Source organism: Tumebacillus permanentifrigoris (genome assembly GCF_003148565.1).
GTDB lineage: Bacteria > Bacillota > Bacilli > Tumebacillales > Tumebacillaceae > Tumebacillus > Tumebacillus permanentifrigoris.
In genome coordinates, this window is the sequence record NZ_QGGL01000017.1 from 76,120 (window position 1) to 92,348 (window position 16,229).

Genomic DNA, 16,229 nt, shown 5'->3' on the forward strand with positions numbered 1-16,229 from the left:
GCGTACTACGCTAACAGGTGCTACCTATGCCTGCAAACCAGACTTCTTCCTTCGCTGCATTCTCGTCCAGCAAGTTGAATATGGTTTGGACAAGGAGTGATTTCGATGACGATAGAAGTCATGCTCATGGCGTTCAACAAACTTGATAAATACGAACAGATCCCATTTGGCCCAATGTCGCCCACTGATACGAAGGCCCTTATTGAGTTGGTTCAAACCTGTGGCCTACAGTTGGGAGGTTCGGTATACGCATATCGTAGCGCCACCATTGACCTGAGAACCAAGCGACTTGCTATTGTTCTGTTCGATGACGATGACGATGACGATGACGAGGAGTGAGCACTGTGATCAAAGTAGTGGTGATTGATGGAGAAAGTGAATTCGAAGATATCTCATACGGAGAGATGTCCCCTGCCGATGCAAAAGCCTTTGTGGACCTCATTCGGGAATACGGGTATATGCTGAAAAAGGAGTTTGATCGGAAATTTGAAAATGCCTTTTTCAACATTGGTGATTCCCTGTTGGAGATCTATGTATGCCCTCCAGATGATGTTGTCAATGGAGGACTATGAGCAACCGCCCACCACAGGCCGTTGCTTCCAGTTATTATAATGCATACGTATGTACTCAGTTAAGAAAAACTACTTTAAAACGTTCATGTTTAGTGTAATTTATGCTTTTCCGATCTAGGTACGGGTATTCTAATTGTTTATGAGTTAGCAACTATGATAATATAAAATTACAGAACAGAAGGGTTGACAGCATTCCGTGCTTTATGTTAACTAGACAGTTCTGTTTTAGTGTTCATGTTTTTGGAAATAATGTAGCGAGGGGTAATCCTAATGAATCTGAACTTGCTTTCAATGTTACTTTGTGACGAGGTTGAGCCCACAAAAGACCGAACCAATATTTATGGCATTTTCCGGTCATTGACTTTCCAATCACTACCAAATACTTACACGTTCACTTTAGCAGTAGAGCTTGATGTTGTGGCGGATGGTAGTGACCAATTCCTGCTTAAAGTACTAGTGAAGTCGCCTAACGATGAAATTTTAAAAAAAGGGGAAGGGCCTGTGATTTTGCCTCCTGTTCCCGAAAAACTCCCAAAAGACAATAAGATGGTTGTAACAGTTGGATTGGCATACTCATTAAAAAACATCCAATTGTCTGAAGAAGGGATGTACAGTGTGGAACTGTTTGATGAGGATGACGAACTTGTCGGATCCTCCAGTTTCTTGGTGGGGTTGGTGACTGACGATGACAACGATTGATGCTGTAATTGGCGAAGAAGAACTCAATGCCTTTGAGCCTTTCGCAACAAATCGATCTTCGTTTTCTCAAACAAATAATCAATTGGTTTTTTTCAGAACCTTGTGGGCAGTTGTTTTGATGATGACTACGCAAGTAGGTCCTGTAGATGCGGACAAGGCTGCGTTTCAAGGGCCGCAAATTTCAGACTGCACGGAGTGTATTGAGGATGCACCAGTCATAAGTTATGCAACCGCTAGAATTGGTGATAAAAAACAAGCGGTTCGACTTGCGTACCCACCTGCATATCATGATACAAGAACATCCACCTCTGAGGAAAATGTGAAGATGAACCTTGGTTCGCAGACAAAAACTTTCGAGTACTTTGTAAAAGCTACGACTCAGGAAACGCAAGTCGATGATGAAAGTGAGGTGATCGAAGTGGATCCACGACGCGCTACTGCAAATAGCCAATTGAAAAATGCCTATAATGGTGCTGTGACTACATTTGGCATTTTGGCATTTTTAGGAGTAGTCGGGGTGGTTGTTGTCCCTTCAATATATCGCCTTATACCTGGTGTTTTTGCGTTAATGTCAGTAGGAATGGGCACGGTCTTCTTTGTGGACTACGTGTTGCGAGGTAAAAAAACTTGACAACTACACCTACCCCTGAGAATACCTCACAAGTCCCTTCGTTGCCTATGGATGCATCGATAGGATTCACCGACCCATTAACTGCACTTGCTGAAAACATGCCTTGGAGGAAGCTCACTATTCCAATCATTGGAGTTGTTGCATTGGATATGGTGGTGGTGGTCTTCTTAGCTTTTATGTACTATGTTGCAGTGGGCAACAACAGAAATGCCGAATCAATCGTTGCTTTTTATTCAGGCATAGGGCTAGTTGCTCTCCATTTGGTATTCATTGCTTGGTACCTGATCATCTCTGTGCGCCATTGGAGAGTATTCCTTGTAGAAGCCGGTCGGGATGCACCATCCACCTCAGCTAACAACGCACCAGTCCCAAATATTACTTGAATCATAAATACCCCAGCCTAGTGGCTGGGGTATTTTACTTATCTGGTGAGAATCCCTCCGCGATCACCTTCAACGCCTTTAGGCCGTCGTGCTCGCGGATCGCCTCACCTGCAGTCTTGATGGTGGCAAGCACACGGTCGAGCTCCGCAACGGTGACCTCGTGACCGGTGGTGTTGGTCAGAACCTGTGCCAGGTATCCGCGTTGCCACGGCTGCAAGTCGTCGATCTCCAAGCCGATGAACGTGATCGCATGCACGGCAGCCTCGCGCACGCGGGCGAACCGCTCAACAAGCGCGATGTCCGGCGCAGAGGCAGCAGCTACCTCCTGCACGGCAGCTTGCACATCCGGGCTGTTGTACCGGGCGGAGAGTGCGGAGAACAGGTGCCGTAGCCCGGAGTGCCCGCCGACGGCGAGAGTGGCGTATGTGCCGCCTGTGAGCACGGCTTGCAAGTAGTCGCCGGCACCGTGGAGTTGCGGTAGCTTGGTCAGCACCGCAAAGCCCGTGCCGACGACCGCCAGCACCACGGGGATGAAGCGGTTATCGAGGTTGGTACTCTTCTTGAGGAACGCGCCGAACAGCGCGAGCGCCGCTACGATCAGCGCGGTCACCGGGTCGGCGGTGAGTTGTTGGAGGTCGAGTTCGGTCATGAGGATCATCCTTTCGAGTTCCGCCACCGGTCATGCGCGCCGGCGGCGGGTCAGTAGATTGATTGACAGACAGACGCTACAGCGCACGGAGGGCATCCGCGGCGATGTGGTGGCACTCCTGCGAATCCGGGGATGCGGTCCACCACACGGCTTGCGTGAAGGCTTCCATGCGGTCTGCCGCTTCTACGGTAGGCTTGCCAAGGTCGGTTGTGATCGGGATGCCGGCGGCGCGTCGGACGGCGTTGGCGGCGAAGTTGGCCGCGACCACCATAGCAGGCGTTGCTCGCTTCGCGAGCTGGCCGTAGAGTGCGATCACATCCTCCGCCGCTTGCTTGTCGCAGGTCGGCGCATGCGCAGGTGTTGCGGTAGGGAACGGCACACCGTAAAAGGCGCAGAACTGACGGGCAATCATCGGCGCGAAGTCGTCGATTCGTGCTTGAATCTTGCGTAGGTCGTCGGTATCGATGAAGCCGACCTCGAGGAGCATTGCATCCATATTCGTGCCTGCGATCACGCGCCAGCCAGCGCCGTTCTTGCCGCCATCCCGCACGGCTTGTCCATGTACACCGCAAACGAGCGAAACGTCACCGATGATGCCCTTAGCAAGCGCCGCAATGGGGCCGCCGTCGCCGTTCACGTAGATCTCAGCACCGTGCCCGCCGCCTGCGTTGACATGGATCGAGAGGAACACATCCGCACGCGCAGCGTTGGCGATCCGGCAGCGCTCGTTCAGATCGGCGTTGACGTTCGTGGCACCGCCCGGAGACGCATCGCTCTCGCGGGTCATGACGACTCCGAATCCTGCGCGCCGCAAGATGTCGCGGAGTTGGAGCCCGATGTGCAAGGTGATGTCTTTCTCGCGGACCCCGCCGTAGACGGCACCCGGATCGTACCCGCCGTGACCCGGATCGATGCAAATAATATCGGTCATGTGTTTCATCCTCTCTTATTTAAAAATCTTCGTAATAAAACGACCCACCCAACTAATACTAGGCGGTTTTTTTTAAAGTCTCTTTGATGTCGTGCAGGTCGACGGCCATCTCGTCGTATTTCTCGCTCAGGCGATCGATCACGTCGATCAGGCGACCCTCCCGTTGTTTGTTCTCACGGAGGTTCCACATGAACAGAACAACAAACAACAGCGCCCACGGCCCTTGACCTTGGAAAATGGCGATCAAGTTTTCTTCCACCACCCTATAACCCCTCCCCTACATCGGTTTTTTATCGATCACAAACATGTCCACGCTGTCCTTGCGGATCAGGATCACCTCGTCCCCAACGACAAGTGTCCCTGAGCGTGAGCAAACGGGAACGTTTGGCGTCGCCGTACTCGCGCCGTTGATGTAGACGTTCACCCTTTGAGTCGTCGCGGGGCCTGCGGAGACAGCAGACACCTTGCCGTATGCAATGAGCTGGCCGACTGCTTTTTGTGCCTCTCGACTAGCGATCCGGCGGATGATCCGATTCATTCGTTTCCAGAACATCCGAATTTGAACTTTCATCTCTACGTCACCTTCCTCACGCGGGTCGCTTCACCGGTCATCAGACCACCACCATCCGGTCGAAGTCCGATACTAAAGCGCACCAGCTCGAATTTATCACTCGTTCCGGTATCTGAGTCGATGATCGTGATGACGTCACCGGGCTCGTGTAGGTAGTTCGGCCAACATTCGAACTCGTGCTTCTCTGGGAGTTTAGAATGCTCCCCCAGTTCGTAATCAGCACGATACTGCGCGTGCGGAACATCGACGATCAACGGTTCAGGGGAGCCGTTGTTGTAGTGGAATATGCGTTCCCCTATGTTGACGGTCGAGATCGGGTTATTCGGGTCGTTGTTGACAGCCACCGCGCTGACTGTGGCCGTTTGTGAACTTCCCCCGACCACGACAACTTTGTTGTACAGATTGGCAGAGTCGAACGACTTGCGAGCACCAGCGTACAGCGTGAATTGCGAAGTGTCGTATGTCCAGCAACTTGCCACGGTGGACACATCTTGCAGGAGTGGACGGAAGCGAAGGAACCCGTTGAAGTCGTAAAACAAGTCATATACGGCAGCGGCGGCCAAATCTTTCATGGCCTTCCCTCGCGCATCTGTCATTTGGTACGGGAGATCATATGGAACCAAAGTTGCGCAGTTTTCAAACGCGAAGTTCGTCTCGCCCCCTGTCTGCGCCTGGTCCATGATGGCTTGGAAGATCGGCACGTTTTTCAGGATCGTCGTCGTGTCGGTGAATTTCCCGCGATTCGATCCGTCGAACAACTTCCACTTGTCTCCACCCGCGAAATACGCTTCTTGCGACTTCGAATCTACAACCGCTTCCTCCAACAAGAAAACCCCTCTAGGCACATAACTTATCGCGCCGGTCGGGGTCTCCAATCCAATCCACAACTTGATTCGTTTATCAATCCAGATCTCACCGCCAACTGACCACGTGAAATCCCCGTTGTTGATGAGTGTCAGGGAGAACTCACTGCGGACATCGCGTTTGCTGTCCGCCGAAAAATTCAACTCTTTTACCGATCCGTCCAGTCGCTTCAAAAAACGCTCCTGCTTGTCCAACAAGTCAACACGCGCATGCACCCTCGCGATCGGCGCGATCATGGCGTCGATGAAACTTTGAGAACCAGCGATCATACAGGCGCCACCTCCTTCCAATCGACTGAAACGTCTCCATATTCTCCTCGTCCATGAATGTGCGGCTCTGCTCCCGTGAGATCTACACGGAAGACGAACCCGCACTGAAACTTCAACAGGTACGTCCGAACAGAGTTACACATCGCATCGAGGCGTTGGTACAGACTCAAAAGTTCGGACGGCGACCCGCTGTCCGTCAACATCATTGCGCTGAGCGTACCGGATTTACCGCGAGCGTGTTGCTTGTGGCCACGCTCGTATTGACTGAACGTTTGTGAATAGTTCGTTTTTGGTGGCGCGGACATCTTCGCCCCTTCCTGATTGTAGAGGAAGTTTATCGAGTTAGCGGGCACAAGCTCGTCTATAATCCATTGACCTGCGAACGCGTGCGTGACCTGCGCCTTTCCGTAGTCGGACATTGAGTTTGATGGGGAAACGCTACGCACTCCATATTCGTAAACCCCCGCCGAACAGGTGTAGTCAACGTATGGTGAGGTCGCCCCTTGGGCGATTCGCTTCCATTCGCTATCTGAGGCTCCAACCGGGCGGCGATAGACATCAAAACCGGAGATTGGGATGTTACCAGCTTGCCATACTGTCGGGGCGTTACCCGCTTCGAGCTGTAGTTGGTCGATCCAGATTGATTGACCTGCGGCCAGCGTGTTCAGGACGAAGAGGACGTAGCACGAAACCGCACCGGGTAGCGCGGCCGCTGAAAGACTCACACGCGTCCACGACGAACCGATTGCCTGCGATGCAACCGACGATGTCCCAACAAACGCTCCTGCTGCGTTGTACCAGTAAATGCGCGGCGCCACATTATGGCTGGCCACCGATGTTTTCAGGTAGGCGCTAAATGTGTATGTTGCGCCGGCGACGACAGGGATACGGGCGGAAGTCAGGGTCTGCACAGTAGCTGACATCGATGTTGCGGCGAACATCTTCAACGACCCTCCAGACGAAACGGAATTTGCGCCGTCTATCGTCAACTGCAGTCCACTGCTGAAATCCGTTGTAGCAACAGGCTTCGCTTGCGCGATGCTCAGGAGGTTTTTGTACGCCGCGGCCCAAGTAAGCTGAACACTGGCGTTTGAGTAGTTGTTCAGAGCGGACACTGTCGGTGTCATAGGCGGTGTATAGGTGACGGAAAAAGGAATTTTTCCCGTTGAAGCTACGATTCCGTCCTGGGAGGTTGCCGTAAACTCGATCATATAGGCTGTGTTGTTTTGAAGACCTGTAAATGTTTTCGTGTTATTGGTTGCTGCAGAGTTAGGGATGTCCTGGCTGTCCTGCAGTAAAGTTGCACCGGTAGAGTCGTAGATCTTATAGCGATAGGACAATTCCGCAGACCCGCCTGCCTGTGAATATGTCCCACTGAACGTGTAGGTGTCGCCCGTTACGGTGCTGGCTGGGATCGCCACCAGCGCAACCTGAGGCGCGGCGGAACATTTAAAACTCAGGATTTGCGACCACGGCGAGACGACACCTTGCGAGTCGTATGTTCGGACTCGCGCTTGATAGGTCTTGCCATTCGTGAATTTGTTCGCGGGAATGGAGATCGTGACTGTCAAATTGGCCGGTACGCCAGTCTTCGCCAAGGTCCAGACTGCGACAGCCGGGTTTGAAGCGTCGTAGAACTCCGCCTCGACGGCACTAGGGTAGTCACCCGGCGTGTCGTTGTGAAGTGCAGTCAGCGTTGCGGCCTGCGTTGCATCGTAGTTCGCTCGTGTCAAATTGGACGGGGCCAACGGCGCGGTGTTCGGCAGGATCTGGTCGCTTTTGATCGTGTTGTTGTCAACATACACGAAGCGGCATACATCGTCGTTGTTCAGGTTGTGCCGCGACCAGATCACAAATGGCCTCGTCGCGCTGTTTGTGGTATTGGCCGTGATGTCCGATGGTGCTCCCCACCCTGTCCCGTCGTTGGAGGCCGTGCGGATTTGGTCGTAGGTTCCCGACGAGCGACCGGACCACAAGGCGCGCCGCTTGCCGCTCGATTCAACGAACGGCGCAGGCGATAGCTGGTTGTAGGTGTTCCCTGTGGTGATCTTGGTCGGCGCGGAAAACGTTGAGTAGTCCGTCGACCGCGTATGCCGGATGTTGAACGCTGCGGTGTCTACAGCATCTTTTCCGTACCAGTAGACGTCGATCGCGTCTGACGAGGAATCTACCGTAGCGACGGGGTTGAACTGAGCGTAGGTCCCGCCATTGAAAACGGGATACGTTGTCCATGTGGTACCATTCCAAACGATCGCATCGATTTTGTACGTCGTGGACGTAGCTGTGTTCATCAGCACCACCGGATTCCCGTTGCCGCGAAGCACCGCCGACACATTCGTATGATTGATTCCGTTGGTGGTTTCGTTCGTGAGCGATTGTAGCGCCGCCCATGTGATTCCCCCGTCTGTCGAGGATGTGTACCGCAAGTTGTATTGACTGTACCCGCCCCACTGTGCAGACCAAAACGCCCATAGCTTGCCGTTTTGGTCCGTCACGAGACTGCAGGTACTGAATACATAAGCCTCAGCTGAGGACGGAGGGGTGAGTTGCGACAGTGATCCATTGTTGAGTACGGTCGTTGCATCGAACGAGAACATCCGAACCGCTGTATCCGAAGCCTGGTCGAGAGAGCCACACGTTAGCAAGTACACTTTCGTGCCGTATGATGCGATCGAGGCAACGCTGACCTGCATGGTCGAGTAGCAAAGCTGTGTCCACGTCGTGCCGCCGTCCTTGCTTACGAAGAAGTACGGGTTCCAACTAGAGTTCCGTACCAATACAACCTGCCAACCGTTGCTCAGGCGAACCTCCTGACGAGCGCCGCTCATGAAGTCTAGCGCCGGGGCCGGGAGGACGGTCGGGTCGATGATAACCGGGTACATGCGCGCCTGATCGGCAAGCCATGAATACTCGACCGCCGTGGCGATCTGCAAGCGCCCCGCGTTGAGAGGGGAGCAAACATACTTGCCCCCCACCTTCGCCCCGCGCTGGTCCCATGTATCGATGGACGGTAGGGTGAAGACTGGCGTTCCGTTTCTATCTACGAGTTCCAGAACGGAAGCCGTGAATTCCCCCACTACGAAGCGGCCGTCGGCGCGCAACCGGAGCTTCGGGTCGAACTCTACGATGTCAGTCGTGGCCAACAACGGTGCTTCTAAAAAATCATCCGGCGGGCGGAGGTCGGACTTGATGCTCATGTAGTGCTTGAGCCGCCCTGCTTCCAATTGCCAGTAGCTTTCCACGAGGGGGTATACTTGTCCCGCCTGCACGTTCAGACCACGCGAGACGACCGGGGAGGAGGCGCTGTCAGCGTCGTACAACACATCTTCCAATCCGTTCGCCAAGTCGATGTATTTAGTGTCGCGGGCGGTGATGGTAAGTTCGTAACCGCCAGAGCGGTACGAAACCTTGCCACCGACGAACGATGCCTGCGTTTCGCCGTTGTCGCTGGTGAGGATGCCATCGATCTCCTCAAGGGGTACAGGGTCCAACGGTGTGCTTTCTACGACGACTGCCATACGCGCCGCCTCCTCTCTTATCGTTGGTCGAAGAACAGATCACCGACAGCGTCGCTGATGCGCGTGATCGTCAACGTGGTGCCATCTGCCAGCGAAGCTACAATCGGCCACGCTGGTTTAAAGGCCACACCGCCGCGCCGCCAGTATTCTTGACCGTTCATGAGGTACAAGGCGACGGAAGGTTCTGACGAGCTGCTGATTGTGAATTGCTTCATGAGGTCCGGCGCGACCGCCGAAACGTTCACATCAGATGGATCACCGGAGCCACCGGTCAGCTTGCCGTTGTCGATCATCGTTGCTTGCCATTTGGTTGCGTTGATCATGAAAAAATCCCCCTTATTTATCGTCTTCTAGTTGCCCTACAGAGTTGATGAGTTCCCAGACATCGTTTCCTTGTTGTTTCCACATCCGGTCGAAGTCTTGGGCATCCATCCCTTTGGTCACGTTGAGAGGCATATTGAACTGTGGTTGCACGATTCGCGCACCACCAGCACCTGCGGCGTACACATCCTGCGGCATCGCCTGCGGGCTGGATGCCTCTCGGAAGGAGCTCACCGCCGCCGACATGATGCTGTCGATAGACGTTTGCCTCGACATTGCCGATTGCATGTAGGCTTCATACGTTTCGTTCCCTGAAACAGAAAGAACCCTCTCTCCCGCTTCAAGGGTGAAGGTTGGCTCTGCACCTGGTAGTCCCGGCACACGATCGATTCCCGTATGAAGCTTCGGGAACGACCACTTACCGGTCTTGTCGTCGTAAACCCCGCCTGCACCGCTACCAAGTTTGGTGTTTTCGTCGTGCAAACGATCACGTTCAGCTTGGGACGTGGCTTGCCCCCAAGCGGCACTGTTCGCCGCCATCTGTGCTTGGATAGCGGTGAAATCTACAGATGATCCGCCGCCACCGATGAACGATCCGGTGGACGATGCAGGAATGAGGCCACCTGCAGCCATGATCTCGCCCTGCTTTTTGGTGTACTCGTCTTGGATGAGCTTCAGGTACGTTTTCACGTTTGCCAACGTGGTGTCCAGCCCATTTTTCTGAACCGCAGCGCGGGTGTCGGAGTTAATGCGTTCACTGGATAGTAGGTCCTTCCAGTACGCTTCGTGAGCCGCCTTCTTCTTGTCCTGAGAATCGCGCAGCTCCTTCATTTCTTTGTCGTATTGCTCGCGCTGCTTGCGATTCTCCTCGTCGCGTTGCATATCTCCGATGCGTGTCTTTTGATCGGCGATCTGCTTGTCCAACTCCGTCAAGCGCGCGGTGTCAGCGGTGCGCTTCTTCACGAGATTACCCGATGCGTCCACGTCGATGATCTCGAATCGAACATCCGCCGCGACCTTGTTGCGCTGATCCTCCAGATCGGCTAGTCGCTGACGCTCGCGTTCGAGGTCGATGAGGTATTTCGTCGCCGTAGCCTCTTTTTCAAGACCGTCGAGTTTGGATTGTTGCGCTTCCAATTCGGATTTGAACTGCTCCTCCAGGGCGGCCATATCTTTGTCGCGATCCATCTCCCGTGCCTTGCGAAGCGCTGATTCGATTTGGTTTTCCAGTTCGATCGTTGCCTCACGCAGTTGCTCAGTAACCTTGATCTGATCCTCGGGGTTGTACTGGGCCTTTTTGGCGTTGACTCGTGCCCATGCGTCATACACGCCCTTGGCGATTTCGATGTCCGTCAGCCCTGCATCACGAGAAGTCTTTTGGTACTGCGCGATCCAGTTCTCAGACTCAGCGAAGTCCGCGCTTTTTGCTTCTTTGCTTGCGCGGCGATACTCTTCCTCTGCTTTCTTGCGATCTTCTGCGAGTAGGCCCTGTCGATTAGCGACCCGTGCCCACGCCTCTTCTTCCATACGAGCGATTTCCAAGGTGGAAGCGCCAGATTCGATCATCGATTGCTTCTTGTCTTTGATCCACCCCTCGGAGTACCCGAAGGATTGGTGCTCGATCTCGTTGATCAAACTGAACAAATCAGAGGAGTTCTTTGCCAGCCAGTCGGAGTACGAACCACGAATTCCCTTCAAACGATCAACGTAACCCTCCTCGTTGATCTCTCCTGTCGTGAGGAGTTGCTTTGAGTAAGCCATGTCACGCTCGAATGACGCCCGACGAGCGGCGTCCGCCTCGCGAGCGAGTTCTTCGGCGCTTTTTCCTTTCTTCTCGTTGGTATCCGGCGTGAAAACGTCAGATCCACTCGACGGCGGGGTAGGAGCGCTGTAAGGGGTGCCGTTTTTGATCCGGTTGTAAGCATCTTCGATGGCGGCGATGTTAACTTTTGAGGTCGCTACAACACTCTCGGCTTTTTCAAGATACGCCTGTTGGCGTTTGGCGACGTTTGTAGGAATCTCGATATCGTTCCCGGTATTCCCGTCGTGATTTAGTGCTTGCTGAGCTTTTGCAAGCTCTCTAATCGCCTCAATCTGTACGGTGTACGACTTAACTCGTTCCTCTGCCTCTACTTTCAAAGAATTAAGAGTGGCATTTGTCGTGTCCTCAGTAGTTTTTTTCTCATCTTTGAGGGCGCGAATTTTATCACCGATTAGGTCGGTGTTTTGAATAATGATTTTTCCGTTTTCTAGTTGCAGGGTGTTCAGGCCCGGTATCTGAGATTTGAGGGCAGTGACCGCGTCATTGAGTTTCGCTTTCTGTTCTGCGTTCAGATTTTCCTCGGCAGAGAGAGACTTATACGCTTGCTGTGCATCCTCGATTTTATTGATCGAATCTTGTAATGTTACGAGTTTGTCAACATCGGTTTTGATCGATTCCAACCCCGCAGATGTATTAGAGAAATACGCAGCGCGAAGTTCTTCGAGTTTCTGTTTCCAGTTGTCGCCGGACAGACCCAACTCCGTAAGCGAGGCATTATTTTTTGCGAGTTGTTTATCCAAATCACCCATCTGACTACGAAGGGCGCTAGCTTCCTTGCTTTGCTCGCGATGGGCTTTGATCAACTCCATATGCTTTTGCAAGAGTTCATCTTTTTTCTTTGTCAGTTCATCATGTTTCTTTCCAAGTTCCTCGATCTGCTTTGCTTCATCACGGGACTCCTTGTATGTGCCGGGATCTTTGGTAACAGCTACTTCGGCAATCTTTTTGTTCAATTCATCCTGTGCATCGGAAAACTTTTTGGCTGCCTGAGCGTTGCGTTCGAACGACATGTACACGGCAGTTGATATGCCAACAAGTACGGTCAGTGCGGCAATCAATGGATTCGTATTCAAGATCGCCATTGCACCACCTGCGGCTTTTACTGACGCTCCAAGCCTCCCGAACCCAACCGTCAGCAAGCTCACGGCCGCCGCTGTCCCGATCATCGCCGTACCCGTCGCCGTAACCGTGCCGATCGTACCTTTGGTGGAGGCATCCAGTTTGTTAAAGGCATCGACTGCCTCTGTTGCGATGCTGACGACTCCACTCATAGCCGGCGAGATCCCTTCGGAGAACCCGATGGCGGCAACCTCGGTGCTGGCGGACAGCTTCTTGAGCTGGCCGTTCACAGAGTCGAGCTTGCCTTCTGCAACCCCCATCGAGGATGCCTTTGACATGTCAGCGGTCATCTTGTTCCAGTCGTCTCCCGTTTGCTTCATGAGGGCGGACATGAATCGGATACCATCTGAACCTGCGATCTGCGACATGATAGCCGCCTGCGACTGTTCGTTGAAGCGACTCAGTTTAGCACGGAGCATGTCGCTCATCTCGACGAAAGACTTCGCCTTGCCTGACGCATCAAAGAAGGACAACCCCAATTTCTTCATGAGGTCGCCAGACTCTTTCGTGGGATTCGCGATCGCCAAGAAGAACGTTTTCATGCTGGTTGCCCCGTCGGAACCTTTGAGGCCATTCTGCGCCATAAGCGCAAACTGCGTGTTGACATCCCGGAAGTTGAAGCCAAGAATTTTCGCAACGTTACCAAGTTGTGAATTGGCCTCTGCCATCTCTTTCACGGAGGTTGAGGATGCGTTTGCCGCACCCACTGCGACGTTACTGATGTCCTTCAGCGTCAGCATTTCGTCCTTGTAGTTCGCGAATGAACTGGCCGCGTATTCGGCGGCATCACCCACCTCAATCTCACCTGATACAGTGAGTGCCATCGCATCTTTTAGCTCGCCTTTGTACAATCGTGCGAGTTCAACGCCAGCCTTGCTGAATTCTTCTAGAGTCTCGACACCCTTCGTCGGGGATTGCCCCAAGTTAGGAGCCATCGACATTGCCGCGTTAGCGGATTTCTGGATTTCGGCAGCGGATGCCCCGGAGATCGCCGCAAGCGATGCCACCTTCTCCTCGAAATCGTTCGCTTTTTTCTCAGCGAGTCCGATCGCAATCGAGATTGCGGCGAATACGCCTGTTGCGGTCGTGCCAAGGTCCTGCAGAGCGTCGCTGATCGCTTGTAAGCGATTTTGCTCTGCTTCAGCCGCGTCCTCCGCCGCCCGCCGTGCCTCCTCTTCGGTAGCACGGCGTTCCTGCGCCGACTGTTGGGTTACGTCAGCGAGTCCTTCAACCGCTTCTTTGACTTTTTCGATGGAGGAGACGCGCTCCTCGGCGTTTTGGTTGTACGACTCGACGCTTGCTTTGTCCGCCTCTGCTTGACGATTGATCGCGTCGACCATCATCTCCATCTCAGAAGACATCCGACGGGTCGCCTGCACGCTTACCTCGGCGTTTTGTTGCATCGTTTCAGCTTGTTGCCTCGACGCCAATTCAACCTCTTTGACGGCGGTGACTTGTTCTTGAATCGCGTTACCAGTTGAGCGCGCCGCACTCTGCGCGGACGCCGCCGCGGCCACGAAAGAAGCAGCCTGTCTGTCACTCGCTGACTCAAATTCCTTCACGGCCGTTGCTTGCTCCCGAATCGCCTCTCCTGTCGCCCTAGCCGCGCTTTGTGAGCGGTTTGCATCAGACTGATAGGAGGTGGCTTGTTTGGTGCTGGCGGACTCCACAGAGTGCAAGACACCAGCGGTCTTCCCGATCGCTTCCGCGAAAGCATCAGCCCTCTTCATGGACTTCTCAATCGCTTCCTCGAATTTTCTGGCGTCGCCGACTATTTCAATTCCGACGCCACCAACGTTGGTCATTTCATCCAAAGTCCCCCACCTCCCTTATTTTTTGAATGATGCACGGAGCAGAGCGAGTCTTTCGCGCTCGAACACGCCTTTTTTCTTCGGTGGCACAACGTGTTTATTGGCTCGTCGGTGCAGTCCCTCGACATACTCCTTTCGCGCCCGTTCATCTGTCCAGTGGGAGTGGGTGCGGATGTTGAACGCCTCCAACGCTTGCAAGGCTTCCTTTCGCCCCCAGCGTTCAAGGATGACGGGCACCTCTCGCCAGAGGTAGTCTTGCATGAGTTCCGGCTTTGAGATCCCGTGCCACGCGAACTCGGCGACGATTTCGTTTAGCCAGTCGGTGCGGAAGGTGACTTTGCTTCCTGAAGATCTTGTGCCATGCCCATCATCATCCGTACCACCTCCCCGATGAACGTCTTGACCTCCCCCAAGGCGTATTCATACTCGTTCACCTCAATGAGAGCCCGGACGTAGCGGAACATTTGTGCCGGCGTGACGTTGCGGATGATGTACTCCACTTCGAGGCCAGTGAGTTCTTGGAGCAGATAGAGAAAATCTTTTTTGGCGTATTGGAGGACAACTTGCACGGTCTCTTCCAGACTCAGTCCCTGCTTCTGCGCCTCGCCAACGACAGCGATCAATGCTTTCATGCGCGGGACGGTTTCCATGTAGAAGCCGAAGGCGAGGGATTGCACGACGACATCGCGGTCACCCATCCGCACGGTGATCACCTTCCCGGTTGAAGCGGAGGCGATACTGCGGTATTTGGTCTTTCTCATGAGAGTGGTGGCGAACGCTAGGCGAATCATGCGCCAGAGCGACAGCAACCAGTAGAGCGGGTTCAGTTTTTTCATGGCTACCTCCAAAAAGAAAGAGCCACGCATACGCGCAACTCCTTCGGTGGGATGTGTTTGATTGGTTTAGACGATTGTGCCGTCTCCGAAGATCACGGTCGTGTCGTCGTTGAGGATGTCTGGGATTGCGGTGATCATCAGCGGCGTTGCGTGGATCTTGCCAACTTGGTAGGCTCGCTTGATGTCGGCCTCGATGATCGCTTTCGGGAATGTGACCCAATCCTCTTCGGTACCTCCAAGAGGCTCAATTCGTACGGGCCTTGCTCGCTTGAAGAGGTTTTTCCCGACCTTGGACTTGAGCAACAATGCCTTTTTCGTTGGATCGGTCGTGTCGGTGACCGTCTCCGTCGAGGAGTAAGCCATGTCCAAAATGACGATCTTACTGGACGCAATCGACGCCTCGATAGTCGCAACGATACCGTTGGACACCTTCGCAACCACCGTCTTGCCGTACTGGCTAACCGTGACGTCGATGGTCTCTTCCTTGCAGTTGAATTTGATGTCATCGTCGGTCAGATTGATGACGAGTTCCGTTGGCAAGTCTGGATCGATACGGACGATGCACGGGCCCATTTGAATATCTTCGAGGCTAGCTGCGTTTGTGCTGCTCATTCGGTGTTAGCTCCCTTCGGAATGAAGAGAGGCCGCTACTCATTTCGAGTAACGACCTCTTCTGCGTTTTGTTTGGTATGGGTTACCTTCTCGGTGAATGGTTCCAGTTCTTTTGCGCGCTCCGGGGTGACCGCTACCACCTCACCTGGTTTGAACCGAACGGCGAAGGATTCGCGCTCGCTGTCGCCGACGAAGCGTAGTTGCACCAGATTGTTACGTCGTTCCAATTTTCTCACCTCACAGGTTGAGCGCTGACTTCGCATTTGTAGTTCACAACGAAGATCGGTCGCCTATTTTCGTCATACCCCAACGGACACGGAGTTTGAACAGCCTTTATCCAGTACAGGACATGCCCATCGAGTTCAACCTTGGTTGATTGACGTTCACGCAGGGCTTCGTATACCCCCCAGATCAACTCCCGCGCCCTCGGGCTCTCGCGAGCCCTGACGAGCAGCTGGAAAGCGCGCACTTCGGTATTGGTCGACTGCTTCGGGTCGCCCGGTTCCTCGATCAGCACGACACACTCCTCGTCATCTGGCATCATGTCGTAGTAGTACGCCGTTGCTGGCCCGACCGACTCCACATACTCTGTGATATGCAAGATGTCTAGGGACAACCTCA

At 53.7% G+C, this 16,229-nt stretch carries 18 protein-coding genes; 5 read left to right on the forward strand and 13 right to left on the reverse strand.

Annotated elements, in window-relative coordinates; all coding sequences use genetic code 11:
- Positions 1-105: 105 nt before the first annotated feature.
- From C7459_RS17830 to C7459_RS23030, 5 genes are all read left to right on the forward strand, one after another.
- Positions 106-339, forward strand: a complete 234-nt coding sequence (locus C7459_RS17830; protein ID WP_109690645.1) for a hypothetical protein — start codon at positions 106-108, stop codon at positions 337-339.
- 5 nt (positions 340-344) lie between these two features.
- Positions 345-572, forward strand: coding sequence for a hypothetical protein (locus C7459_RS17835; protein ID WP_109690646.1), 228 nt, complete (start codon positions 345-347; stop codon positions 570-572).
- Positions 573-842: 270 nt separating this feature from the next.
- Positions 843-1,271 (forward strand): DUF6941 family protein, encoded by a 429-nt coding sequence (locus C7459_RS17840; RefSeq protein WP_109690647.1) that lies wholly within the window; start codon positions 843-845, stop codon positions 1,269-1,271.
- Positions 1,258-1,902 carry a hypothetical protein gene (locus C7459_RS17845; protein WP_109690648.1) on the forward strand — a complete coding sequence of 215 codons (645 nt, stop codon included), beginning with the start codon at positions 1,258-1,260 and terminating at the stop codon, positions 1,900-1,902. The genes C7459_RS17840 and C7459_RS17845 overlap by 14 nt, the downstream gene beginning before the upstream one ends.
- Complete coding sequence (locus tag C7459_RS23030; RefSeq protein WP_146201035.1) at positions 1,899-2,285, forward strand: hypothetical protein; 387 nt, start codon at positions 1,899-1,901, stop codon at positions 2,283-2,285. Before C7459_RS17845 ends, C7459_RS23030 begins: the two co-directional genes overlap by 4 nt.
- A 34-nt stretch (positions 2,286-2,319) precedes the next feature.
- Here C7459_RS23030 and C7459_RS17850 read toward each other — a convergent pair whose 3' ends face one another.
- The 13 genes from C7459_RS17850 to C7459_RS17910 form a co-directional block, all read right to left on the reverse strand.
- Entirely contained in the window at positions 2,320-2,943 is a 624-nt protein-coding gene (locus tag C7459_RS17850) for a phage holin family protein (protein ID WP_109690649.1), read from the reverse strand.
- Positions 2,944-3,010: 67 nt separating this feature from the next.
- Positions 3,011-3,865 carry an N-acetylmuramoyl-L-alanine amidase family protein gene (locus C7459_RS17855; RefSeq protein WP_170119537.1) on the reverse strand — a complete coding sequence of 285 codons (855 nt, stop codon included), beginning with the start codon at positions 3,863-3,865 and terminating at the stop codon, positions 3,011-3,013.
- A 58-nt stretch (positions 3,866-3,923) separates the two neighbouring features.
- On the reverse strand, positions 3,924-4,127 hold the full coding sequence (locus C7459_RS17860) for a BhlA/UviB family holin-like peptide (protein ID WP_109690651.1): 204 nt from the start codon (positions 4,125-4,127) through the stop codon (positions 3,924-3,926).
- 15 nt (positions 4,128-4,142) lie between these two features.
- Positions 4,143-4,436: a hypothetical protein gene (locus C7459_RS17865; protein WP_109690652.1), complete on the reverse strand. Its 294-nt coding sequence runs from the start codon at positions 4,434-4,436 to the stop codon at positions 4,143-4,145.
- Positions 4,437-4,438: 2 nt separating this feature from the next.
- Positions 4,439-5,569, reverse strand: a complete 1,131-nt coding sequence (locus C7459_RS17870) for a hypothetical protein (protein WP_109690653.1) — start codon at positions 5,567-5,569, stop codon at positions 4,439-4,441.
- Positions 5,566-9,087 carry a sialidase family protein gene (locus tag C7459_RS17875; RefSeq protein WP_109690654.1) on the reverse strand — a complete coding sequence of 1,174 codons (3,522 nt, stop codon included), beginning with the start codon at positions 9,085-9,087 and terminating at the stop codon, positions 5,566-5,568. The genes C7459_RS17870 and C7459_RS17875 overlap by 4 nt, the downstream gene beginning before the upstream one ends.
- A gap of 17 nt (positions 9,088-9,104) precedes the next feature.
- Positions 9,105-9,410: a hypothetical protein gene (locus C7459_RS17880; protein ID WP_109690655.1), complete on the reverse strand. Its 306-nt coding sequence runs from the start codon at positions 9,408-9,410 to the stop codon at positions 9,105-9,107.
- A 13-nt stretch (positions 9,411-9,423) separates the two neighbouring features.
- A complete protein-coding gene (locus C7459_RS17885; RefSeq protein WP_245884622.1) occupies positions 9,424-14,154 on the reverse strand; it encodes a phage tail tape measure protein in 4,731 nt (1,576 codons plus the stop codon).
- Between the two features lie 24 nt (positions 14,155-14,178).
- Complete coding sequence (locus C7459_RS17890) at positions 14,179-14,421, reverse strand: hypothetical protein (protein WP_109690657.1); 243 nt, start codon at positions 14,419-14,421, stop codon at positions 14,179-14,181.
- A 50-nt stretch (positions 14,422-14,471) separates the two neighbouring features.
- The gene (locus C7459_RS17895; RefSeq protein WP_146201036.1) at positions 14,472-14,996 is read right to left on the reverse strand and encodes a hypothetical protein; all 525 of its coding nucleotides are present in this window, start codon (positions 14,994-14,996) and stop codon (positions 14,472-14,474) included.
- A gap of 66 nt (positions 14,997-15,062) precedes the next feature.
- On the reverse strand, positions 15,063-15,608 hold the full coding sequence (locus C7459_RS17900) for a hypothetical protein (protein ID WP_109690659.1): 546 nt from the start codon (positions 15,606-15,608) through the stop codon (positions 15,063-15,065).
- 35 nt (positions 15,609-15,643) lie between these two features.
- Entirely contained in the window at positions 15,644-15,835 is a 192-nt protein-coding gene (locus C7459_RS17905; RefSeq protein ID WP_109690660.1) for a hypothetical protein, read from the reverse strand.
- Positions 15,836-15,840: 5 nt separating this feature from the next.
- Entirely contained in the window at positions 15,841-16,224 is a 384-nt protein-coding gene (locus C7459_RS17910; RefSeq protein ID WP_146201037.1) for a minor capsid protein, read from the reverse strand.
- Positions 16,225-16,229: the final 5 nt, after the last annotated feature.